Annotated in this window: 19 protein-coding genes and 1 tRNA gene; 14 read left to right on the forward strand and 6 right to left on the reverse strand. The window is 66.9% G+C overall.

Features of this window, described 5'->3' with window-relative positions; translation table 11 throughout:
• Positions 1–165: 165 nt before the first annotated feature.
• The 10 genes from E0E39_RS06745 to E0E39_RS06790 all read left to right on the forward strand — a co-directional run bounded on the left by E0E39_RS06745 (position 166) and on the right by E0E39_RS06790 (position 13,565).
• Positions 166–3,039, forward strand: coding sequence for a CshA/CshB family fibrillar adhesin-related protein (locus E0E39_RS06745; RefSeq protein ID WP_130874051.1), 2,874 nt, complete (start codon positions 166–168; stop codon positions 3,037–3,039).
• 69 nt (positions 3,040–3,108) lie between these two features.
• Positions 3,109–4,524 carry a SpaH/EbpB family LPXTG-anchored major pilin gene (locus tag E0E39_RS06750; RefSeq protein WP_130874052.1) on the forward strand — a complete coding sequence of 472 codons (1,416 nt, stop codon included), beginning with the start codon at positions 3,109–3,111 and terminating at the stop codon, positions 4,522–4,524.
• Positions 4,525–4,542: 18 nt separating this feature from the next.
• On the forward strand, positions 4,543–5,637 hold the full coding sequence (locus tag E0E39_RS06755) for a class C sortase (protein WP_130874053.1): 1,095 nt from the start codon (positions 4,543–4,545) through the stop codon (positions 5,635–5,637).
• Positions 5,634–6,488: an NAD(+) diphosphatase gene (gene nudC / locus E0E39_RS06760; RefSeq protein WP_130874054.1), complete on the forward strand. Its 855-nt coding sequence runs from the start codon at positions 5,634–5,636 to the stop codon at positions 6,486–6,488. Before E0E39_RS06755 ends, nudC begins: the two co-directional genes overlap by 4 nt.
• Entirely contained in the window at positions 6,485–9,958 is a 3,474-nt protein-coding gene (gene metH, locus E0E39_RS06765) for a methionine synthase (protein ID WP_130874055.1), read from the forward strand. The genes nudC and metH overlap by 4 nt, the downstream gene beginning before the upstream one ends.
• Before the next feature lie 6 nt (positions 9,959–9,964).
• Positions 9,965–10,630 (forward strand): HAD family hydrolase, encoded by a 666-nt coding sequence (locus tag E0E39_RS06770; RefSeq protein WP_130874056.1) that lies wholly within the window; start codon positions 9,965–9,967, stop codon positions 10,628–10,630.
• Positions 10,627–11,526 (forward strand): tRNA (adenine-N1)-methyltransferase, encoded by a 900-nt coding sequence (locus E0E39_RS06775; RefSeq protein WP_130874057.1) that lies wholly within the window; start codon positions 10,627–10,629, stop codon positions 11,524–11,526. The genes E0E39_RS06770 and E0E39_RS06775 overlap by 4 nt, the downstream gene beginning before the upstream one ends.
• On the forward strand, positions 11,523–12,584 hold the full coding sequence (locus E0E39_RS06780) for a prephenate dehydrogenase (protein WP_130874058.1): 1,062 nt from the start codon (positions 11,523–11,525) through the stop codon (positions 12,582–12,584). Before E0E39_RS06775 ends, E0E39_RS06780 begins: the two co-directional genes overlap by 4 nt.
• Positions 12,584–13,243, forward strand: coding sequence for a (d)CMP kinase (gene cmk, locus E0E39_RS06785; RefSeq protein WP_130874059.1), 660 nt, complete (start codon positions 12,584–12,586; stop codon positions 13,241–13,243). Before E0E39_RS06780 ends, cmk begins: the two co-directional genes overlap by 1 nt.
• The gene (locus tag E0E39_RS06790) at positions 13,236–13,565 is read left to right on the forward strand and encodes a YqfO family protein (protein ID WP_130874060.1); all 330 of its coding nucleotides are present in this window, start codon (positions 13,236–13,238) and stop codon (positions 13,563–13,565) included. Before cmk ends, E0E39_RS06790 begins: the two co-directional genes overlap by 8 nt.
• Here E0E39_RS06790 and E0E39_RS06795 read toward each other — a convergent pair.
• From E0E39_RS06795 to E0E39_RS06805, 3 genes are read right to left on the reverse strand one after another with little or no spacing between them, the layout of a single operon-like run.
• Entirely contained in the window at positions 13,553–14,101 is a 549-nt protein-coding gene (locus E0E39_RS06795; protein WP_130874061.1) for a DUF6036 family nucleotidyltransferase, read from the reverse strand. The genes E0E39_RS06790 and E0E39_RS06795 overlap by 13 nt on opposite strands.
• Complete coding sequence (locus E0E39_RS06800; RefSeq protein WP_130874062.1) at positions 14,098–14,511, reverse strand: hypothetical protein; 414 nt, start codon at positions 14,509–14,511, stop codon at positions 14,098–14,100. Before E0E39_RS06800 ends, E0E39_RS06795 begins: the two co-directional genes overlap by 4 nt.
• Positions 14,508–16,088: an ABC-F family ATP-binding cassette domain-containing protein gene (locus E0E39_RS06805; RefSeq protein ID WP_130874063.1), complete on the reverse strand. Its 1,581-nt coding sequence runs from the start codon at positions 16,086–16,088 to the stop codon at positions 14,508–14,510. The genes E0E39_RS06800 and E0E39_RS06805 overlap by 4 nt, the downstream gene beginning before the upstream one ends.
• Before the next feature lie 147 nt (positions 16,089–16,235).
• Between E0E39_RS06805 and der the strand changes: the two genes are divergently transcribed.
• The gene (der, locus tag E0E39_RS06810) at positions 16,236–17,624 is read left to right on the forward strand and encodes a ribosome biogenesis GTPase Der (protein WP_281275615.1); all 1,389 of its coding nucleotides are present in this window, start codon (positions 16,236–16,238) and stop codon (positions 17,622–17,624) included.
• Positions 17,625–17,713: 89 nt separating this feature from the next.
• On the opposite strand, the gene E0E39_RS06815 is transcribed toward der, so the two are convergent.
• Together E0E39_RS06815 and E0E39_RS06820 are read right to left on the reverse strand one after the other, a co-directional pair.
• The gene (locus tag E0E39_RS06815) at positions 17,714–18,550 is read right to left on the reverse strand and encodes a sulfurtransferase (protein WP_130874065.1); all 837 of its coding nucleotides are present in this window, start codon (positions 18,548–18,550) and stop codon (positions 17,714–17,716) included.
• A 58-nt stretch (positions 18,551–18,608) separates the two neighbouring features.
• Entirely contained in the window at positions 18,609–19,466 is an 858-nt protein-coding gene (locus E0E39_RS06820; RefSeq protein ID WP_130874066.1) for an SDR family oxidoreductase, read from the reverse strand.
• Positions 19,467–19,974: 508 nt separating this feature from the next.
• On the opposite strand from E0E39_RS06820, the gene E0E39_RS06825 reads away from it, so the two are divergent.
• Both E0E39_RS06825 and E0E39_RS15735 read left to right on the forward strand, forming a co-directional pair.
• On the forward strand, positions 19,975–21,240 hold the full coding sequence (locus tag E0E39_RS06825) for an alpha-hydroxy acid oxidase (protein WP_130874067.1): 1,266 nt from the start codon (positions 19,975–19,977) through the stop codon (positions 21,238–21,240).
• 396 nt (positions 21,241–21,636) lie between these two features.
• Positions 21,637–21,840 carry a hypothetical protein gene (locus E0E39_RS15735; RefSeq protein ID WP_165444671.1) on the forward strand — a complete coding sequence of 68 codons (204 nt, stop codon included), beginning with the start codon at positions 21,637–21,639 and terminating at the stop codon, positions 21,838–21,840.
• Here E0E39_RS15735 and E0E39_RS06830 read toward each other — a convergent pair.
• Positions 21,806–21,879, reverse strand: a tRNA-Pro gene (locus E0E39_RS06830). The genes E0E39_RS15735 and E0E39_RS06830 overlap by 35 nt on opposite strands.
• A gap of 117 nt (positions 21,880–21,996) precedes the next feature.
• Here E0E39_RS06830 and E0E39_RS06835 point away from each other — a divergent pair.
• Positions 21,997–23,205: a L,D-transpeptidase gene (locus tag E0E39_RS06835; protein ID WP_165444672.1), complete on the forward strand. Its 1,209-nt coding sequence runs from the start codon at positions 21,997–21,999 to the stop codon at positions 23,203–23,205.
• The last annotated feature ends 45 nt before the right edge of the window (positions 23,206–23,250 follow it).

The following is a 23,250-nucleotide window of genomic DNA, read 5'->3' on the forward strand; positions in this document are numbered from 1 at the left end:
TCTATTGGCCCTGCCGGTGACCTCAAACCGGGCGGGTCGGCAACGATTGACAGAGGTGTTGATCGGGATTTATGCTCACCGAGGAGTTTGGGGGGATCAACTCTGTCACATGGGGTATTCCGTCATTTTCCGAACAATGTTCGATGCCGAGCCGGAAAGGCGCCCATGAATTTGCTGAAGCGCATCGTGTTCGGCATGCTCGCCGCCCTTGTCGCGGCCGTGGGCAGCATTGTTCTCATCCCGCGGCCGGCGCAGGCCGACTACGCCACCGGTGGCCGGGGTTATTTCGTCAACTCCGTGGTCTGGGCCGAGTGGGGGAAAAAGGGCGACATCATCCCTGCTTCGGGACTCACGAAAACCCAGTACACGAAGGTCGGCAGCACGACGATCGCCCTCGAATGCACCCTGTCACAACCGGATTCCGGCGATGGGTACGGATACAATAAAAACACCACACTGGATGTCTGGACCGCGGGAAGCTGGCGGAAGGACGGTTTGGACGACCTGTACAACCGTGGTGGCACGGGCACCAACAACCAGATGACCAATGCCATTCACACCAAATACAGCAGGACCACGGTCAGTTTCAAGGTTTCCTGTTCGGCCATCGTTTCCGGTCCGGGTTTCCCCGCGGGAGGGCAGCGTGTCCCGGTGGACGGAATGGTCGTGGCCGATGCCGAGTCCAGCGATCCGAATCCCGACGAATACATCAAGGTGGAAACCAGCAGCAATGCCCAGTGGCGGGTCCTGGATCGGATCCGCGACACCGGTTGCACATCGACGACGCTGGCCCAGCAGAGCACATCGGGAGGATCACGAACCCTGACGCTTCTCCCGGGTGGCGTGACCTGTCCCAACACCGGCCCCACCGTCGCCATGGCCGCCAGCAACGTCTCCGAGGCGACCATCACAATGTTCGGTCAGGGACAAGCGGCAGTAGCCGTGGGCGCCATCATCAACCTGGACTACGGCGATGCCCCCATCAGCTACGGAGCCGCGGCCGCGCAGTACCTGACGGGCTGGAACGCTTCATCACTTCCCGACGGCACCACCGATGCCTTCAGCACCAGACTGGCATGGCCACCCAGGAATCCCGAAGTGATGCTGGGCAGACGCATAGACCCCGAACCGGTCAACCCCGTGAACGGTGACGGCACCCAGGACGACAAGAACCCCACCAGCCCGAACGACGAGGACGCCATATCGGGAACACCGCTCTACCACGTGATGCAGGGCGGGGGAACCGCCACCCAGGAGATCGTCTGCACGGGCCGCGGCCACAACCGTGGCTGGGTGGACTGGAACCGCAACGGGGTCTTCGACCGGGAGGAGGCATCCGACACGGTGCAGTGCGCCGGGGGCAGCGCCACCCTGACCTGGACCATTCCGCGAGATGCGGCTACCGGGAACAGCTACCTGCGGTTGCGTGCCGCCGCAACGGCGGATTCCCTGACGAGCCCCACGGGATTGACCGTCACCGGGGAGGTAGAGGACCACAAGGTGCAGATCAGCACCTACGAACTGGAGATCTCCAAGGCCTCCGACGCCCTGGCCGGGAAAAAATTCGCGGGCGATGAGGTGACCTACACCGTCACCGCGAAGAACCCGAGCAGAACCCCCTTCACCAACACCAGCCCGGCCTACGTCTTCGACGACCTGAGCGGGGTGGTCGACGACGCCACCGTGATCACGAACTCCCTGCAGGCAACCGTCGGGAACAGCAGACGCGGTGACGTGATCTTCGACCCGGACACGAGCAGGATCTCCTGGCGGGGCACGCTGGCCCCCAACGAGACACTCACCCTGACCTATCGAGTGCGCCTCAAGGTCGGGGGAGACCGTGACCTGCGCAACGTCGCCTGGGGACAGGCGGGTGTTGCCACCCCGGCGACGAACGTGACCTGCGAGAACCGCACCGCCGAGGGACGTGACGGAGCGACGAACCACCCCTGCGCCGCCGAGCGGTACCAGTTGATGTCGCTGCTCAAAACCTTCCAGAACAACTACGACCCGGCCCCGAACGCCGCGGACTGGACGCTGACCGCCACCGGAAACTTCGGTGGCGAAACCGGCGACACCGAACGCGTCGTCCCGGGGAACACCGCCGTCACCGACGCGAACACCTTCGTGGTGCCAGTAGGGGAATTCTTCCAGTTCAAGGAAAAGGCGGCTCCGGAGGTCATGAAGGGATACGAGTTCCTGAACCCCGGATTGACCGCCGTGGGTGGGAGCCAGGTGGAACTCGTCAACAAGGACAAACCCGCCTCCGCCAAATGGACCAAGACCGACAGCGAAACCGGCGAACTGATCGGGGAATCCGAGTGGACACTGAAAGGTCCCACCGCCCCCGGCGGACTGGTGATCACCGACTGCGTCGCCGCCGATCGCAGCCTGTGCACGGGACCGGACAAGGATCCCGGGGCGGGTTCCTTCCTGCTGGAGGAACTGAAATGGGGGGAGCACACACTGACCGAGGTCACGCCACCACCCGGGTACACGCTGTCGAACCTCTCCGAGCAGATCATCCGGCTCAGCAGCACCGACACCGGATCCGAGCCTCTCGAGATCGGCGCGATCCCCAACGATCGCCTGCCGGGATCCATCTCCTGGCGGAAGACGGAATCGGGAACGACGATCCCGCTGGCCGGTTCCGTCTGGAAATTGACGAATGCCTCGGGGGCGACCATCACCGACATCACGGACTGCGTCGCTCCGGGCAGCTGCGCGGGACCCGACCGGGATCCCGAACCCGGTTCGTTCCGGGTCGAGAGGTTGTCGTGGGGCACCTGGACACTCATGGAGACCGGCGCGCCGCTGGGCTACCTGTTGACCACACGGGAGGAAACCCTCCAGATCGGTTCGCAGGCCTTGCACCAGACGGTGGAGGACCCGTTCGAGAACACCCGTTCTCCGGTCCCGGTGCTGCCGCTGACCGGGGGCACACCGAGCGAGATCTACCACTACCTGGGGGGTGGCCTGTTGATCGTCGCAGCCGCGCTGGTCCTCCTCAAACGCCGCCGGAGGAACAAGCACTCGTGATCCCGTGATCCGAACGGGGCCACACGCGAAACCGTCGAGGAACTCGACAAAACAGATGGAGGGAATCAGATGACCACTCGGAACAAGCCCGGCAGGCGGCTGTTGTCGCTGGTCGCGGCCCTGGCCGCCGGCCTGCTGGGGCTCACGGCACCGGCGCACGCCGACTCGGCCAACATCAACCCGGCCCAGAAGGCCGACCTGACGCTTCACAAGTGCGTCCAGCCGGAAAACCCGGGGGCGGCGGCGAACGGCAAGAGACAGACGGGCATCAGCTGCACCCCGATCGACGGGGTCACGTTCACGCTCTACAAGGTGAACGGCATCGATCTGACGACCCCGGGCGGCTGGGAAGCGGCTAAGGACCTGACAGCCCCGGAGTCAGGAACCACCGTCGGTGCCCACACCTCCACCGAGATCTCGGCCGTCACCACGTCCGGCGGAGGTATTGCGAGCTGGCACGGTCTTGATCTCGGGCTCTACCTGGTGATCGAGACCAACACGGGTTCCCCCGACACCAAGGTCGTGCTCGGCAGCAAACCCTTCCTGGTCACCCTGCCCTACTACACCGACGACAACCAGTGGAACTACGACGTTCACGTGTACCCGAAGAACTCGGTTGCGGGCATCGAGAAAACCGTTGACGACTCGGTCGCTCAGGCGAAGTACAACGGCGACGACGTGAAGTGGACCATCACCACCGACATCCCGCTCAGCGGCCAGGGCACCGAGATCACGAGCTACGTCATCACCGACACCCTGCCCGCGGGTCTCACCCTCGACGACACCCAGATCGAGCTTCGCGTCAAGGACGGCATCGGTTTCGTGAACAACGACGACTACTCGTGCACGGGCAACCTGACCTGCACCTTCACACCGGATGGCATCACGAAGCTGAAGGCCAACGGCGGACGGAAAGTGGTCCTGACCCTGGTCACCGACGTCACCGACGTGTCGCAGGCCACCAACGGTGTTTTCACCAACAAGGCCAAGGTGACCATCAATGGGATCGACTCCACCGAGGAGATCGCCACCACCACGTGGGGCCAGCTCACCGTCTACAAGTACGACGGCAGCAACGAGGGCTTCCTGAGCGGAGCCAAGTTCAAGCTCTGCACCAGTGAGACCTGCCCGAGTCAGGATGTCGCCATCGCAGAACTGACCACCGGGCCCGACGGCAAGATCCTCTTCCCCGTGGTGCGGCCGGGCACCTACTACCTGGTCGAGGAGGAGGCCCCTGCGGGCTACGCCAAGGTCGGGGCCCAGCAGATCGAGGTCAAAGCCGGTACGACCGTCACTCCGGCGCAGCCCACATCCACCGCGGACAACTACAAACCGATCGCGAACACCAAGCAGACCGTTCCACAACTTCCCCTGACCGGTGGAATCGGCCAGGTCGCGCTGGCCGCCGGGGGGATCGGGCTGCTGGTGATCGGCGGAGCCGTGATGATTCTCGGCCGGACGGCCACCCGGCGCAGGCGGAGCTGAGAAGGACCTCGGAGCACCGTGACATCACGTTCCCGTCAGCGCCCACGACGCTGGAGACCCGGCCTTGTGACATGGCTGGCCGCGGCGTGCGCGCTGACGGGGATCGTGCTCCTCAGCTACACCCCGGCAGCCTCGTGGCTCTCCCAGTACCAGCAGTCGCGGCTGATCGACACCTACAACGACTCGCTGCGCAGGGAGGGACAGGCAACCGGGAACGAAACCGGATCGGCGGCTTCCGGGGAGGCCCTTGCGGATGCCCGGGCCTACAACGAAAAACTCAGGTCCGGGGCGATCCTCGCCCCGGACACCAACGTGCCCCGGAGCGCCGAGGAGACCGCCGGAAATGAATACCACAAACTGCTCAACGGCCCGGCCGACATCATGGCCCGGATCCGGATCCCGAGCATCGACGTCGACCTTCCCGTCTATCACGGCACCTCCGACCTGACGCTGCTCCGCGGCGCTGGACACCTGCAGGGCACGTCCCTCCCGGTGGGCGGTGAATCCACCCATTCCGTCATCACCGCCCATCGTGGCCTCGCCGAGGCCACCATGTTCACCAACCTGGACAGGATGCACGTCGGCGACACCTTCACCATCGAGGTGATGGGTGAGGTGCTGGTCTACGAGGTGCGCCAGACGCAGGTGGTGGCGCCCGAGGAGCAGGAGGCCCTGTACCCGAAGGAGGGCCACGACCTGTTGACCCTGGTCACCTGCACCCCGCTCGGGGTCAACACCCACCGGATCCTCGTCACCGGGGAACGGGTGATCCCGACACCCCAGGAGGAAGTGGACAGGGCGCTGCAGGACTCCGATCTGCCGCGTTTCCCGTGGTGGCTCCTCCTCTCCGGCGGCGGATTCGTCGCCGTGACCGGCTACCTCTGGCTGGCCGGACGCCGCGATGCCCGGCTCCACCAGGCCGCGGCAGGAATCGAGAAGACGGAGGAACCCGCCGAGGCGGAGGGCACGGGCACACCCGAGGACGAGCATCCTGCCGCGGATCACGGGGAAACGATCGTCGGCGCCCGGGAATCCCCTGCGCAGGACGAGGAATTCACGGACGGCCGGGATGGCGGGGAACCGGCCGGGGAAGCGGATAACCTCGAGGGGTGAACCACTGGAACGCCCGGGCGGCCCTGGACCGGCTCGAGGAGTCGCGCGGCCACGAACGGGCACTGACGGAACTGGCCCATCACCCGCTGTCCCGGTGCCTCAGACTCGGCCCCGGGCTGGAGATCCCCGTGGCGGACGGCGAGTTGGTCTCCGAGGTCTTCGACGGTGAACGAAGGCCGGACGACCTGCTGCTGGGCCGGTTGGACGGTCACATCTGGTGGGCGCGCAGCGACGGCGGGGGCGGAACGGACCTGCGAACCCTCGATCTTCCCCCGGGCCAGACCCAGCTGGCCATGATGGCGACGGCCCTCTACGAATGGCACCGCAGCAATCCTGTCTGTCCCCGATGTGGGATGCAGACCGCACCCGACCGGGCGGGAACCGCGCGTCGCTGCCCGCATTGCGGTCGGGAACTCTTCCCGCGTACCGACCCCGCGGTCATCCTCGCCGTCACCGACCCCGCCGACCGCCTGCTGCTCACGCACGCCCGGGGCTGGCCGGGCAACCGCGTCTCCGTGCAGGCCGGGTTCATCGAGGCGGGGGAATCGGCGGAACAGGCCTGCCACAGAGAGATACGCGAGGAGACCGGCTTGACCATCCGTGACCTCGGGTTCTTCGGAACCCAGCCCTGGCCGTTCCCACGATCCCTGATGCTGGGTTTCGAGGCGAGAACCGACGGTACGGAACCGCGCCTCGACGGCGAGGAACTCACCTGGGGTTCCTTCCACACGAGGCAGGGGTTGCGGCGGGCCGTGGCGGAAGGAGAACTCGCTCTTCCCGGACCCGTCTCGCTGGCGCGCCAGTTGATCGAGGCGTGGCTGGCACGCGGCGGGGAGGATGACCCGCCGTGACCACTCTTCGTGACCTGCTGAACTCCCGTGTCCTCGTGGCCGACGGGGCCATGGGAACCATGCTGCAGGCCCAGGGCGATCTCGATCTGCAGCGCGACTTCCAGGGCCTCGAGGGCTGCAACGAGGTTCTGAACGTGACCCGGCCCGACGTGGTCTCGGCGGTGCACCGCGCCTACCTGGAGGCGGGTTCCGACTGCGTGGAGACCAACACCTTCGGCACCAACCTGGCCGCGCTCGCCGAGTACGGCATCGTGGATCGCCTGGCGGAGCTTGCCGGGGCCGGGGCCCGCATCGCCAGGGAAACCGCCGACGGATTCACCGACAAACCGCGTTTCGTCCTCGGTTCGGTCGGTCCCGGGACGAAACTTCCCAGCCTGGGGCACATCGCCTTCGCCGAGATCCGTGACGCCTACCAGGCCCAGGTGGAGGCCATGATCGCGGGCGGCATCGACGCGGTGCAGATCGAGACCTGCCAGGACCTCCTGCAGGCCAGGGCCGCGGTGATCGCCACGAAACGCGCCCGGGCCGGGCTCGGGGTGGATCTCCCGATCCTGGTCAACGTCACCGTCGAGACCACCGGCACCATGCTGCTCGGTTCCGAGATCGGGGCGGCCCGCTCCACCCTGGAGGCCCTCGGCGTCGACGTGATCGGGTTGAACTGCGCCACCGGGCCCGCCGAGATGAGCGAACACCTCAGGTACCTGTCGCGCAACGCGTCCTGCGGTATCGGCGCCATGCCCAACGCGGGCCTGCCCGAGCTGACCCCCGACGGCGCGGTCTACCCGCTCGGCCCCGAGGCCCTGGCGGACGCGCTGGCGACCTTCCTGGACGACTACGGGTTGTGCGTGATCGGCGGGTGTTGCGGAACCACCCCCGCCCACATCCGGCTGCTCGCGGAACGGTTCGGGGGTCGCGAGGTGCGTCCCCGCGAGGTCACGACGGAACGAACCTGTTCGTCGCTGTACGTGGAGGTGCCGTTCCACCAGGATCTCAGCTACCTCAACATCGGGGAACGCACCAACGCGAACGGGTCCAAGGCGTTCCGGGAGGCGATGCTGGCCGGGAACACCGACGACTGCGTGGAGATCGCCAAGGGACAGGCACGCGACGGTGCGCACGTGCTGGACCTGTGCGTCGACTACGTCGGCCGCGACGGCATCAGCGACATGGAGGAGCTGGCCGGGAGGCTGGCCACGGCCGTGACCCTGCCGATCGTGCTGGATTCCACCGAACCGCAGGTTCTCCAGGCGGGTCTGGAGAAACTCGCCGGGCGCTGCGTGATCAACTCCGTCAACTACGAGGACGGCGACGGTCCCGACTCCCGTTTCGCCCGCGTCATGCCGCTGGTGGCGGAACACGGCGCGGCCGTGGTCGCCCTGACCATCGACGAGGACGGGCAGGCCCGCACCGCCGACTGGAAGCTGCGGGTCGCCTCGCGCCTGATCGACGAGCTGACCGGAACCTGGGGCATGGACATCGGCGACATCCTCGTCGACTGCCTGACCTTCCCGATCGCCACCGGGCAGGAGGAGACCCGCCGCGACGGCATCGAGACCATCGAGGCGATCCGCGAACTGAAGCGCCGCTACCCGGGGGTGCGGACCACCCTCGGGGTCTCGAACGTGTCCTTCGGGCTCAACCCGGCGGCCCGGATGGTGCTGAACTCGGTGTTCCTGCACGAATGCGTCGCCGCCGGACTGGACTCGGCCATCGTTCACTCGGCGAAGATCATCCCGATGGAGCGCATCCCCGAGGAGCAGCGGGAGGTGGCCCTCGACCTGGTCTGGGACCGCCGCCGCGACGGCTACGACCCGCTGACCCGTTTCCTGGAACTGTTCGAGGGAGTCACCGCCGCCTCCGTGCGGGCGTCCCGTGCCGCCGAACTGGCAGCCCTGCCCCTGGCGGAGCGGTTGCGGCGCCGCATCATCGACGGGGAGGCCAAGGGACTCGAGGCCGACCTGGATGAGGCCCTGACCGGGAAGGCGGCCCTCGAGATCATCAACGAGGACCTGCTGGCCGGCATGAAGGTGGTCGGTGAACTCTTCGGCTCCGGACAGATGCAACTTCCGTTCGTGCTCCAGTCCGCCGAGGTCATGAAAACCGCCGTCTCCCACCTCGAACCGCACATCGACAAGGTCGAGGGCAGCAGCGGGAAGGGCACCCTGGTGCTCGCCACGGTGCGCGGCGACGTCCACGACATCGGCAAGAACCTCGTCGACATCATCGTCAGCAACAACGGCTACACCGTCATCAACATCGGCATCAAGCAGCCGATCCAGGCCATCATCGACGCCGCCGAGGCCAACGGCGCGGACGCCATCGGCATGTCGGGCCTGCTGGTGAAGTCCACGCTCGTGATGAAGGACAACCTCGCCGAACTGAACCGCCTCGGCCTGGCGGAGAAGTACCCGGTGCTGCTGGGCGGGGCGGCGCTGACCCGAGCCTTCGTGGAACACGACCTCAACGACATGTTCGACGGTGAGGTGCGCTACGCGAAGGACGCCTTCGAGGGACTCGCCCTGATGGACGCCGTGATGGCGGTGAAACAGGGAGTTCCGGGAGCCAGACTTCCCGAGCCGAAGAAACGCCGGTACAGGAGGACCGAGGTGGTCGAGGAGCGCGAGATCGACACCCGCCGCTCCGACGACGTGGAACGTCGCATCGACGTGCCTGCCCCGCCGTTCTGGGGAACCCGGGTGGTCAAGGGACTGCCCGTCGCTGACGTGGCCCGGTGGCTCGATCACCGCGCCACCTTCCTGGGCCGGTGGGGACTCAAACCCGTCAAGGACGGCCCGGGCTACGAGGAACTCGTGGCGACGGAGGGCCTGCCGCGCCTGCGGATGTGGCTGGATCGCATCACCACTGAGCAGCTCGCGAACTTCTCCGTCGTCTACGGCTACTTCCCGGCCCACAGCGAGGGGAACACCCTCGTCGTCGGGGACCCCGATGATCCGTCCCGGGAGCTGACACGTTTCGACTTCCCCAGGCAGCGCCGCGACTCCCGACTGTGCCTGGCCGATTTCTTCCGCGACGCGGATGAGACCCGGGAGCTCGGTCCCGACGTGCTGGAGATGCAGCTCGTGACGATGGGCACCGAGGTTGCCAGGGGCACCCAGCGGCTGTTCGAGTCCAACCGCTACCGTGAATACCTGGAGCTGCACGGCCTCTCCGTGCAGCTGACCGAGGCCCTCGCCGAGTTCTGGCATCACCGGGTACGTGTGGAGCTGGGTTTCGCCGCCGAGGAATCCGCGGTGGACGAGGCCATCCGGGACCAGGCCTACCGCGGATCGCGTTACTCGTTCGGCTACCCGGCGTGCCCGAACATGGAGGACCGCAGAAAACTCGTCTCCCTGCTGAAACCCGAACGCATCGGGGTGGAGCTCTCCGAGGAGCTGCAGCTGCACCCCGAGCAGTCCACCGATGCGATGGTGGTGCACCACCCGCAGGCCAAGTACTTCAACGCGAACTGAGGAACCATGAGACAGCGACGACTGCGTGCGGTGCTGTGGGACTTTGACGGCACCCTGGTCGATTCGGAACCGATGTGGATCGAGTACGAGAAGGAACTGCTCGCGCGTCACGGCGTGTCCTGGCCCGAGGAACAGTTCAAGGCCCAGATCGGGGAGCCCGCGGCTGTCACGGCGCAGCGGATCTCCGAGTCCTGCTCGGGCGCCATCACTCCTGAGCAGGTCAGCGAGGAACTGCACGCACGGGTCTGTGCCCGCTTCGAGGCCGGCGATGTCCCTTTCCTGCCCGGGGCTCGCGAACTGCTCGCCGATATTCGCGCCCACGGGATCCCGTGTGGCATGTGCACCTCCAGCAACAAACGGATCATGTCGGTGATCGCCAGGGCCGTACCTGAATTCGACGTCATCGTGGACGCGGATGACGTGCAACGCCTCAAACCGGATCCGGAGGGCTACCTCCAGGCCATGAGACACCTGCGCGTGGAACCGGACGAGGTCGTCATCATCGAGGACTCGGTGCCGGGAACCGATGCGGCCTCCGCGACGGGGGCGGTGGTCCTGGCGGTACCTCTGCTCGGCAGCCCGGGTCCGGCGCCTCGCAGAGTGATACGTGAAGGCGGCTTGACGGGTCTGGATTTCGCGGGTCTGGAGGAGATCTGGAGGAGCCGGTGGTGAATCTGTCGGGGGTCCGTACCGGACCGCTCGTGGTGGGGGAGCGGGTGACACTGACCGATCCCAAGGGACGCAGGAAATCAGTGGTGCTGAAGGAGGGAGCCGTCTGGCACACCACGAAGGGGGCGATCAGGCACGACGACCTGATCGGCGGCCCCGATGGTGTGACGGTGCGCTCCGCGGGCGGTACCGAGTACCTGGCGCTGCGGCCCCTGCTCAACGAGTACATGGTCGCGATGCCCCGGGAAGCGGCGGTCGTCTATCCGAAGGACGCCGCTCAGATCGTGATGTGGACCGACATCTTTCCCGGGGCCAGGGTCCTGGAGGCGGGGGGCGGGGCGGGGGCCCTGTCGTTGGCGTTGCTGCGTGCCATCGGCCCCGGCGGGAAGCTGCACTCCTACGAACGCCGGCAGCAGTTCGCCGACGTCGCCCGCAGGAACGTGAAGAACTTCATCGGCGGGGAACACCCCGCGTGGGAACTGACCGTGGGTGACCTGGTGGAGGTGATCGCGGATGAACCCGTGGATCGCGCAGTCCTGGACATGCTGGCCCCCTGGGAGTGCGTGGATGCGGTGGGGGAGCGGCTCATCCCGGGTGGGGTGCTCTGCTGCTACGTCGCGACGACCACGCAGCTAGGCCGGGTGATGGACACCTTCCGCGCCCATGGTGGTTTCACCGAACCGACCGCGACCGAGACGACGGTGCGCGACTGGCACGCCGAGGGCCTGGCGATCCGTCCCGGTCACGGAACTTCAGCCCACACCGGTTTCCTGGTGTTCTCCCGCCGCCTGGCCCCCGGGGTCAACGCGCCGATCCGCAAACGGCGGCCCGCCCCGGGGGCCTACGGACCCGACTACCAGGGGCCGCGCCCACTGAACATGCCGGAGCCGGGCCGATGAGGGTGAGGATCGTCGGGACCGGCCTGGTCGGTTCCTCGCTCGGAATGGCCCTGACCAGAGGCGGGGCCGATGTCCTGCTTGAGGACCTGAACGCCTCGCACGCCAGGGTCGCCGCCGGGCTGGGGGCGGGACGGATCGCCCCGGACGACGAACCGGTCGACGTCGTCGTGGTGGCCTCACCCCCGGCGACGATCGCAGGGGTCGTGACGCGGATGCTGAAACGCCACCCGGAGGCCGTGGTCACCGACGTCGGATCGGTGAAATCCTCCATCGTCCGAGCCGTGACGGCCGCCAGTGACCATCCCGAGCGGTACGTGCCCAGCCACCCGATGGCCGGTTCCCAGCTCACCGGCCCCCTGACCGCATCCGCCGACCTGTTCGTGGACCGCACCTGGGTGATCACCCCGCAGGCCGGCAACGCTCCCGAGGACGTGGACCTGGTCCACCGGCTGGCCCGCCTCTGCGGGGCACGCGTGGTGGAACTCGACGCGGAGCTCCACGACGAGGCCGTCGCCCAGGTCAGCCACGTGCCACACCTGATGAGCATCCTCACCGCCTCGCACCTGCGCGGGGTGCCGGGGGAGAACCTGGTCCTGGCGGGGCAGGGAATCCGGGACGTGACGCGCATCGCCGGTTCCGACCCGGGACTGTGGCGGCAAATCATCACGACCAACTCCGCGGCCATCCGGAAGGAACTGAACGAGGTGGCCGCGGACCTCGACTACCTGATCGAGGTGCTCGACCAGGGCGAGCCCCTCGAGGCCTTCCTGGCCCTCGGGCAGCACGGTGCCATGGCGTTGCGCGGCAAACACGGGCAGGCACCGAAGGAACTCGCGGCGGTCACCGTCGAGATCCCCGACGAGCCGCGCGCGCTGACCCGGCTGTTCGGTGACGTCGGCGATCTCGGGTTCAATGTGGAGGACTTCGAACTGACCCACGACGCGGTGCGCGAGGTGGGCTACCTGTCCATCTCCGTGGAACGCCCCCAGGCCGAACGGTTCCAGGAAGACCTGGAATCGCGCGGCTGGCGGGCCTGGTTGGACCGGGAGGGAATCTGATGGGCGACCTGGTGATTGCGATTGACGGGCCGAGCGGGGTGGGGAAGTCCTCGACCGCGAAACTGGTTGCGCGGAAGCTGAGGCTCGCCTACCTCGACACGGGAGCCATGTACCGGGCCGTGGCCTGCGAATTCGCCCGGCAGGGCCTGGAACGCACCGACGAAACCGGGATCGGGGAGCTGACGAGAGCGGCGGACCTGCGAATGGTCACGGACCCGGATGCGCCCCGTGTGTGCATCAACGGTCGTGACGTCACCGAGGAGATCAGGGAACCGGGAATCTCCGCGATCGTCTCGACGGTGGCCGTCGTCCCGGAGGTGCGCCGGGTGCTGACCGAGCGCATGCGCCGGATCATCGCGGAACACGGCCGCCGCATCGTCGTGGAGGGACGCGACATCACCACGGTCGTGGCCCCCGACGCCGAGGTGCGGGTGCTGCTCACAGCCGAGCCGGAGACACGTGTCGAAAGACGCGCCGCAGAACTGGGAACCCGGACGGACCGGGCCATGGTGACGGATTCGATCCTCAGGCGGGACCGTGACGACTCCACGGTCTCCAACTTCACCGAGGCGGCCTGCGGGGTGAGCGTCGTCGACTCCACGCACCTGGGCCTCGATGATGTCGTCGCGGAGATCCTGAAGCTGGTGCCCGATGCGTGAACCCCTCGACGTCCTCGTGTTCTACCTGCCCGTCCCGGACACCGATCACGTGCTGGAGGCCCTGTTCGCCGCCGGGGCCGGGCACATCGGAAACTACGACTCCTGTGCCTTCGTGGCGGCGGGAACGGGCCGGTTCCGTCCCCTGGAGGGTGCCGACCCCGCCATCGGGAAGGTGGGTGATCTGGAAATGGTTGCGGAGAACCGGGTGGAGGTCACCTTCCCGAGGCGCCTGCGCGCCACCGTCGTCGCGGCCCTGCGGCAGGCGCACCCCTACGAGGAACCGGCTTTCCACGTCGTGGAGAACGCGGCTCAGGACTGCTGAATCCGGGCCAGCACCAGTTCCGCCGCGTACAGCACCTCGCTCTCGGGCACATATCCGATGGCGCTCTCGTCAAACAGCCGGTCGTGGATCGCGGCGGCCTGCTCCGGGGTCTCTATCCCGAGGTGCCCGAACAGGATCATCAGATCCGCGATGTCGCGGTCCCTCATGGCCCTGAGCTTCATGGCCATGAGGTGCTCGGCGGAGGCGACCGAAACGGTCAGCCCAGGAAAATTCAACTCCGACGCGTTCTCGTCCTCATCGTTCGGTAGAAAGGCTGCTGCATTGGTGTTGAGCCAGTCGGGTGGTAGGCCGTGGCGGCGGGCAACTGTGGCAATCGCTTTCCAGAAGTTCCCACCTTCCGAACGCAGCACGGCATCCACATCGCGGGTCATACGGCGGGAATCGAATTCAAGAACCATTGCCGCCCCGCCGATCACGTGGATGCTGGCCGTGGCCTCGTGTTCCACGAGCAACTGGCCGACTTCCCTCAGGAGCCCCAGGAGGGTGCCACGGTCGAGGGTTGATGAGCTGGTCATGCTGATGTGAGGCTTCTCCGGTCCATGAAGATGCCCACGCGTGACAGCTCAGCCGGGGAATGAGCCATGTCGTTGTACCCCTTGGAAGGGTTGATGCGAACGGGCCACCAGAACCTGTCGAGCGGTTTCTTCCAGGTCCATCTCGGTGGAACCCGATCAATCCGGTGCAACCGGTATCGGATCAGGGCCGCCAGCAGGGTGTCCCACCTGACCGGACCGATGCTGGAGGGTTCCTCCAGCAGGAGGGCCAGCTGGGCGTCGTCGGCTTCTTCCGGGATGCGGTTGACGCCGTCGATGAGCAATCGCAGGGCCATGTCGGTGTCGTCACGTTCCAGGCACTCGGCGACGTCATCGCGGATCGAGCGCGCGCTGACCCACCAGGGTTGGAACTCGGGTGCGGTCGCGGTCATGGCTCCACACTATCCCGGTCGTGCAGTTCACCGTTGCGCAACAACTCCACCACACGATCCAGGCGGAGGCGCCCCAGCACATCGGTGTCGTGGCTCACGACCACCAGCGCCCCCGAATAGGTGGTGAGGCCATCCACCAGGGCATCGACACTCTCGAGGTCCAGGTTGTTGGTGGGTTCGTCCAGCACCAGCAGCTCCACCGGGGGATCGGCGAGCAGCACCCGGGCCAGCGCCACCCGGAACCGCTCGCCCCCGGACAGGGCACCGACGAGACGCTGCGTCACGTCTCCGCGCAGCAGGAACCGGGCCAGCCGGGCACGGACCTCGTGGGGGAGGGTCGACGGGCAGCCCCGCCCGACGCATTCGACCACCGGGAGGTCGTCGTCCAGTTCGAGGCGCTGGTCGAGGAAACCGATCCGGCCGGAGACCGCTTCCCGCACCATCCGGGCGAGCAGTCTCGACTTCCCCACGCCGTTGTCACCGACCAGTCCCAGCCGCAGCCCACCGGTGACGTGGATGCTCTGGTTGGAGCCGGCGAGTTCCGCGAGTCCTCTGCCCCGCGTCGATCTCAGCTCCGGGAGATCGACGCTGATCCGTTGCTCGCGGCGAACGGAGCTCTCCGCGGTTCGAAGCGCGTCCCGAGCCTCGTCGACCTTCCGGGCCGCCAGCTTGTTCGCCCGGCTCCGTCGCCCCTCGGCACTCGACTTGGACTCGGGATCGGACAGCCGCGGACCCTGCCGGATCGTGGCGAACCGTTGCCGGTCCTTGCGGTCCTGGCGGGAAGTCGCCACCTGCACCCGCATCCGCTCCCGCTGCTCGACCCGCAGTTTCTGTTCGGCGGTCCGGACGGCCCGCTCGGCGGCCTCCTGCCGGGTGCGCAGCTGCTCCCGGTAGGCGTCGATATTGCCGCCGTGCACGGTTGCGGTGCCGTCGTGGATCTCCACGATCATCTCCATCATGCGGAGCAGGGCCACGTCGTGGCTGACCACCACCAGCCCACCGCGCCATCCCCGGATCCAGTCGTACAGCCCGGCCCGGGCGGTGGCGTCGAGATTGTTGGTCGGTTCGTCGAGGAGGAGGGTGTTCGCCCCGGCCAGTTCCAGCCCGGCGAGGGCCACCAGCACCAGTTCCCCTCCCGAGAGGGTTCCGGCCCTGCGGTCGAGCAGGTTCTCGCCGCGCAGACCGGGAACCCGGGTGGCGAGCAGGGCGAGCGAACGGGCCTCGACGTCCCAGTCGTCCCCGACGGTCTCGAAGTCGGATTCCGCGATGCTCCCGGCCTCGATGGCGCGCAGGGCGCGGAGCCTGGCGTCGACCCCGAGGAGCTGGGCGACGGTGCGTTCACCGCGTTGCAGGAGGTCCTGCGGTAGCCGGGCGGTCCTGCTGGGAACCGTGATGGTGCCCGCGGTCGGTTGCAGCTCTCCCGCGATCAACCGCAGCAGGGTCGACTTGCCGGAACCGTTGCGCCCGACGACACCTACCCGGGCAGCGGGGATGGTCAGGTCGAGGTCGCGCAGCAGGGGCGTGGAGGAGTGGTCGAAGGCGTGAGAGACGCCGGAGAAAACGATGGACGAAGGCATGATGGCTCCCGGGAATGGCTGGATGCGCCGGACCGGAGCGCAAAACTGGCTCGACGGTGCGACGCGGGGTCAGCGGTGCCGCGAGCCTGTCATTTCCGGGCCTTTCGTCGGGAACGAGACGTCGCCAGTGTAGCGGAACACCGGAAGTTGGGGGAGGGCGGCTACGATGATGCGTCGGTCCGCGATAGGAGGCGCAACATGAGCGAGGAATCCACGATCAAGCCCGTGGTGGCGGTGGTGGGGCGTCCGAACGTCGGCAAGTCCACGCTGGTCAACCGCATCCTGGGACGCCGGGAGGCCGTGGTGCAGGATGTTCCGGGCGTCACACGCGACCGCGTCTCGTACGACGCGAACTGGAATGGTCGCGAGTTCGTACTGGTGGACACCGGCGGCTGGGTATCGGACGCCAAGGGCATGGCCCAGCAGATCGCGGAGCAGGCTGAGCTGGCGATCTCGATGGCCGATGCGGTGCTGTTCGTCGTCGACGCCACCGTGGGAACCCTCGACGAGGACGAGGCCGTGGTCAAGGTGCTCAGGCATTCCAGGAAACCCGTGGTACTGGCGGCGAACAAGGTGGACGACCAGCGTCACGAGGCCATGGCCGCCACCATGTGGAACCTGGGATTGGGGGAGCCGTACCCCGTCTCGGCCATGCACGGCCGGGGTTCCGGTGATCTCCTGGACGCGCTGCTCGCGGTCCTGCCGGAGGCTCCCCGGGAGCATTTCGACGAGATCGGCGGGCCGCGCCGGGTCGCGATCGTCGGGAAACCGAACGTGGGCAAGTCCTCGCTGCTGAACAAACTGGCCCAGCAGCAGCGGGCGGTGGTCTCCGATGTCTCCGGCACCACCGTCGATCCCGTGGACGAGATCGTCGAGATCGGTGGAAAGGTGTACCGACTCATCGACACCGCGGGCATCCGGCGGCGCGTCAGGGAGGCCTCGGGACACGAGTTCTACGCCAGTCTGCGCACCCAGACCGCCATCGAACGCGCGGAGGTCTGCGTGGTGGTCATCGACGCCTCAGCCCCGGTCACCGACCAGGACCTGAGGATCCTCACGAACGTCGAGGAGACGGGACGGGCGCTGGTGATCGCCTTCAACAAGTGGGATCTCACCGACGAGGAACGCCGCCGCTACCTGGAACGGGAGATCGAACGCGACCTGGTCGCTTTCCGGTGGGCTCCCACGGTCAACATCTCGGCACTGACGGGACGCAACGTCGACAAGCTGAGCAGGGCCATCGAGGAGGCTGCGGAGGGTTGGGAGACACGCGTGTCCACCGGGAGGCTGAACTCCTTCCTGGGACGCCTGGCCGCCTCCCATCCGCACCCGGTGCGCGGCGGCAAACAGCCGCGCATCCTTTTCGGCACGCAGGCGCACAACTGCCCGCCCACCTTCGTGTTGTTCACCAGCGGCCGGTTCGACGCCACCTACGTACGTTTCATCGAACGCCGTCTCCGTGAGGAATTCGGTTTCACCGGTTCGCCCATCCACCTGGAGATCCGGGCCCGGGAAAAGCACAGAAACCGGCAGTGATCCGCCCGGCCTGCGTTCCGAGGTCGCGCTGGAACCGCCGGACCGGTCGTGATCCTGTCGCCTCGATGCCCAGGGACGCGCCCCGCGGTTCACGCTCCAGTGGCTATGGGGCGGGCCGGATCGGTGATCCAATCGCTCCACGACCCCGGGTAGAGGGCCGGGAGCGGTAGCCCCGCCACCAGCGCCGCCAAGGCGACGTGCGCCGCCTGGATACCGGAGCCGCAGTAGACCCCGACCCCGCCCTCGCCGGCCCCGGCGGCCTCGAACCTCTTCCGCAGCTCACCGGCCGGCAGCAGGAATCCTCGTTCGTCGGCGAGTTCGAGCGCGGGCAGCGAACGGGCCCCGGGAATGTGCCCGGCCACGGGATCGACGGTTTCACCGACGCCCCGGAAGCGGTCCTCGGGGCGGGCGTCCAGGAGCACCCCGGTCGAGGCCAGGGCGGCCGCCCCGTCGGCGTCCAGCGCGGCGGAGGAGGGGTTGTTTCCCAGACGGAAATTCCCCGGCGCCGGGGAAACGTTCCCCTGCTCCACCGGGAGACCGGCGGACAGCCAGGCCCCGAGGCCGCCGTCGAGGACGAGCGCGCCGCCGTGTCCGTGGTGCTGCAGAAGCCACCAGGCCCGGGCAGCGGCCATGGACCTCCAGTCGTCGTAGATCACGACGGTCCGATCGTTGCTGACCCCCGCGGCCCGCATCGCGGCCTCGAAGGCCTCGGGGCGGGGGAGCGGATGCCGGCCGCCCGGGCCGGTGTCGGGGGAGGCCAGTGCCGTGTCCATGTCCACCAGAACCGCCCCGGGAATGTGTCCCGCGAGGTACTGTTCCCGGCCACCCGAGCTTCCCGGCCCCCCGAACCGGACGTCGAGGAGGGTGATGTCTCGTCGCTGACGCAGGGCGACCAGCCGGGGAACCGTGATCAGTGGGTTCTGCATGGCCCCACTGTTCCACAACATTCCCGGTCCCGCTCCGCGGGAGCCGGGCCTTTCCGGGTCAGACCCGTCCGGCCTGTCCGAGAAGTTCCGCCATGCTCAGGGGAGATCTCCCGGTCAGGGTCCGGACGCTGTCGGAGACCACGTCCAGTTCCCCGGAGGCGATCGCGGTGTAGGTGGAGACCCAGGCGTCGACCTCCCAGGCCGGAGCGCCGTAGTGGGCGCGCGAGGCGTAGGCCTCCTCCACGGTTTCCTCCCGGTAGGTGACCTCCCGTCCCTGGGCCTCGCCGATGATCCGGGCCATGTCCGTGAGTGAGAGGGCCTCCGGGCCCGTCATGTCGTAGGTGCGTTTCGCGTGGGGCGACGGGTCGCGCAGGACCGCAGCGGCCGATCGTGCCACGTCCTGCCGTGCGACCGCGCCGACGCGGCCATCACCGGCAGGGCCGCGCATCACCCCGTGCTCATCCGCGATCCCGGGGAAGAAATCCAGGTAGAACGAGTCACGCAGGAAGGTCCACGCCATGCCCGATTCGCGGATGTACTGCTCGGTGTACCAGTGGTCGCGGGCAAGGGTGAAGGTGGCGTCCGGGGCGGCCGCCAGGAAGGACGTGTAGACGATGTGTCCGACCCCCGCAGCGGCAGCTGCCTCCACGAAGACCTGGTGCTGGCGCACCCGGTCCGGGCTCTCCCCGGCGGAGACCATGAAGAGTACGTCAACCCCGGTCAGTGCCCTGCGGGAAGCCTCCGCGTCGCCGTATTCCGTCACGGCCACGTCCCCTTCGAGCCGGGGCGCCCTGCTGGCGTCGCGCACCAGCAATCTCAGCTGCGGGGCCAGGTCCTGCAGCCCACTCGCCACGGCCCCGCCGAGCTTCCCCGTGACTCCCGTGAGAGCGATGGTTACGGATCGTGTCACTGCCATTGCCCAGTCCTTCCCGGTTTTCCCGATCACCGTTTCCGAGGAATTTCCTGAGGACATGATTGCATGAACGCCACCTTCTTGGACGAAGACTCCCGCGTCCATCAGCCTGCCCGGCCCCGGTGGCAGGAGTCGATCGTGGCATGATCGCGACTCTGCTGCCGGAGGTGTCTCGGTGCCGCCGAGCACGGATGTGCAGTGAGGTGCAGGTGCTACCGGCGATGCGGAAACTTCTCGCCGGCCCACCGCTGTGGCGGTCACGGATCATGGACAGCAGAACGTAACGCCCCGATGCCGGGCCCATACCCCCGCGTGGGACTCCGTGGAGGCATCACTCGTTCGTCCCCTCTCGACAGAGTTTCCAGCGGGTCATTGCAGCACACACGCGAAGCGGCTCGAACACCCCCTGACGAAATTACGATATATTTGGGTACCATAAATTCCGACGGCGACGTCGAGACGGGCGTTGGCCGTACGCGATAGAGCAATCAGCCCCGAGGAAGAGGTCTTCATGGTCAAGCGCCAGTTCCCGAAGCCCAGCGAGATATTCGACCTGCTGCACTTCAAGAAGCCAACCCTGAACGCCAAGAAGCGGCGTCTCCAGGATTCCCTGACGATCTGGGACCTGAGGAAGATAGCGAAGCGCCGCACCCCGAGGGCTGCCTTCGACTACACCGACGGCGCTGCGGAGGGGGAGATCTCCCTCGCCCGGGCCCGTCACGCCTTCGAGGACATCGAACTGCATCCCGACATCCTCCATCCGGCGGAGGACGTCGACACCTCCTGCGAGATCCTCGGCGGACCGTCGTCCATGCCGTTCGGGATCGCGCCCACCGGATTCACCCGCCTGATGCAGACCGAGGGTGAGATCGCGGGGGCGGGAGCGGCCGGGGCCGCTGGCATCCCGTTCACGCTCTCCACCCTCGGCACCACCTCCATCGAGGATGTCAAGGCCGTCAACCCGCTGGGCCGGAACTGGTTCCAGCTCTACGTGATGCGCAAGCGGGAGATCTCCTACGGTTTGGTGGAGCGGGCCAAACATGCAGGATTCGACACGCTGATGTTCACCGTCGACACCCCCGTCGCGGGTGCCCGTCTCCGTGACAAGCGCAACGGTTTCTCGATCCCGCCGCAGATCTCCCTGGGAACCGTGCTCGACGCCCTGCCGCGTCCTTGGTGGTGGTTCGACTTCCTGACCACCCCGAAGCTGGAGTTCGCTTCCCTCAGCTCCACGGGCGGCACGGTGGGGGAGTTGCTCGACTCCGCCATGGACCCCACCATCAGCCACCAGGATCTCGATGTCATCCGCGGCATGTGGAACGGAAAGATCATCATCAAGGGTGTGCAGACCGTCACCGACGCCAAGAAACTCGTCGACGCGGGCGTGGACGGCATCCTGTTGTCCAACCACGGTGGCCGTCAACTCGACCGGGCCCCGGTGCCCTTCCACCTGCTGCCACACGTGGTCAAGGAGATCGGTAGGGACGCCGCCGTCATGGTGGACACCGGCATCATGAACGGTGCCGACATCGCGGCCTGCATGGCGCTGGGTGCGGACTTCACCCTCATTGGTCGCGCCTACCTGTACGGTCTCATGGCCGGTGGACGCGCGGGCGTCGACCGCACGATCGCGATCCTGCACGAGGAACTGGTCCGTACCATGAAACTGTTGGGTGTCTCCAGTATTGCCGAGCTCGAGCCCCGGCACATCACCCAGCTCACGCGCTACGTGCCGGTTCCCAAGCTGGCCCAGCACGTGGCGGAAGCCCTCGTCTGAGCCCTGTTTCGGTGGGAAACCGAACCATCTCGCTCGGCGGGCCGGGACTCCGGGCCCGGCCCGCCGAGTCCTTGAACGTGGCCCCGGAAACAAAAGAACCCACGTCACGGATTCATCGTGACGTGGATTTGAGCGTGAGCTCATGGCCGGGCTGACAGCGCGATGGTTCAGGACATGCGCACAGGGTGTCTCGGGGTATCAGCAACGCTTCCGGGACTGGGGCATGGGCTCAGAAACCACGGCCGGGTGGTCAATCACTAGCGTCCCACCTGGCCCTGCCCATCTCAACGCATCCGCACCGACCGGGTCGATACGACCGGCAACATCACCCTGCGACTCAACGGCCGCCTCCACCACATCGGCATCGGCCGGCCTTCCAAGGGAACCTGCGTCACCATGCTCGTCCAGGACCATGACGTCACCATCATCAACACCCACACCGGTCAGATCATCCGCGAGCTCGTCATTGACCCCGCCCGCGACTGCCAACCTATAGGCTCAAAGAAAAACCTGAACCTCCAGAATGAAGGTTCAGGCCATTCCGATGTCCTGGAACAGGACAGTGTCGGGCTGACAGGATTTGAACCTGCGACCCCTTGACCCCCAGTCAAGTGCGCTACCAAACTGCGCCACAGCCCGAAACCGTTCAACACACGGCTCGGGTAGCTTAGCGGGTGAATGGCGAGGAGGCCAATCGAGGTCAGGTGGACGATGCAGGGTCCTGCTGTGACGGCCCTTGGTCGTACCCTTGTCATCATGAACCTGCGCCTCCGCTCCCTGCTCGCCGCCCTGGCGGGGTTGACGCTCCTGCTTCCGGCTTGCTCCCCAGGGAACCCCACGCCCCACGACTCTTCCCAAGAGACCACATCCGCTGCCTCCGGAACCGAAACCGCCGCTCAGGAGGCCTCACCCACCCCGGTCGCACCGGTCGGGGCCCTGACCATCACGTCCTCGACGGACGCCGCCCTGCCCAGTGACCCCGTCACCCTCAGCCTGGAGAACGGAACCATCAGCAACGTCACGGTCACGGGGCCGGGAGGTGCGGTGGAGGGCACCTTCGAGAAGGACGCCTGGACCCCTTCGAAGGCCCTCGAGCTGAATACGGAGTACAGGCTCACCGCCACTGCCAGCGACGGCACGGCGAAGGAGGCCAGCTTCAAGACGGTCTCACCGGGTTCCGCCGAGACCACGTTCAAACTGCCCTACCTGGATGACAACATGGGTGTGGGAATGCCCGCGTACGTGAAGTTCAGCCGGGCCATCCCGAAGGAGTACCGCGCATCCATCGAGGAACACGCCAAAGTCACCGTCACCCCGGCGCAGGAGGGGGCGTGGGGCTGGATCAGCGACACCGAACTGTTGTACCGGCCGAAGGAGTACTGGAAGCCGGGAACGAAGATTTCCCTCGATCTGAGATGGCTGGGGGTGCAGGCGACTGAGAACACCTGGCTGAAGAAGGACGTTCCCGGAACTTTCTCCATCAGGGACGTGTCACGTGTCATCAAGGTGGACATCGCGAACTACACCACCACCATCGTCGACAACGGGGAAACGGTCAAAACCCTGCCCTCGACAACAGGAAAGGAAGACTTCGTCACCCGCTCCGGCACGAAACTGATCCTGGAGAAATACGACAGTCTGAAGATGGACTCCGAAACCATAGCGATTCCCTCGGGCAGCTCCGAGGCCTACAACATGGACGTGCAGTACGCCATGCGCGTCACGTGGACGGGCGAGTTCATTCACGCAGCCCCGTGGTCGGTCTCCTCCCAGGGGAAGGCGAACGTCAGCCATGGCTGCGTCGGACTCAGCACTGACAACGCCGGATGGCTCTACGAGGGCACCAGCATCGGTGACGTCGTGGAGTTCACCGGGTCCGAGAGAAAGATGGAGCCCTCCGAGGGGCTTGGGGTGTGGCTCTACTCGTGGGATGAGTGGAAAGCGCTCTCGGCATCCGGCTCGTGAGTTGACCGGGAACGATTCCGGGCCGGATTGCTAGGATGACGACGC

The organism is [Pseudopropionibacterium] massiliense, assembly GCF_900607225.1.
GTDB lineage: Bacteria > Actinomycetota > Actinomycetes > Propionibacteriales > Propionibacteriaceae > Arachnia > Arachnia massiliensis.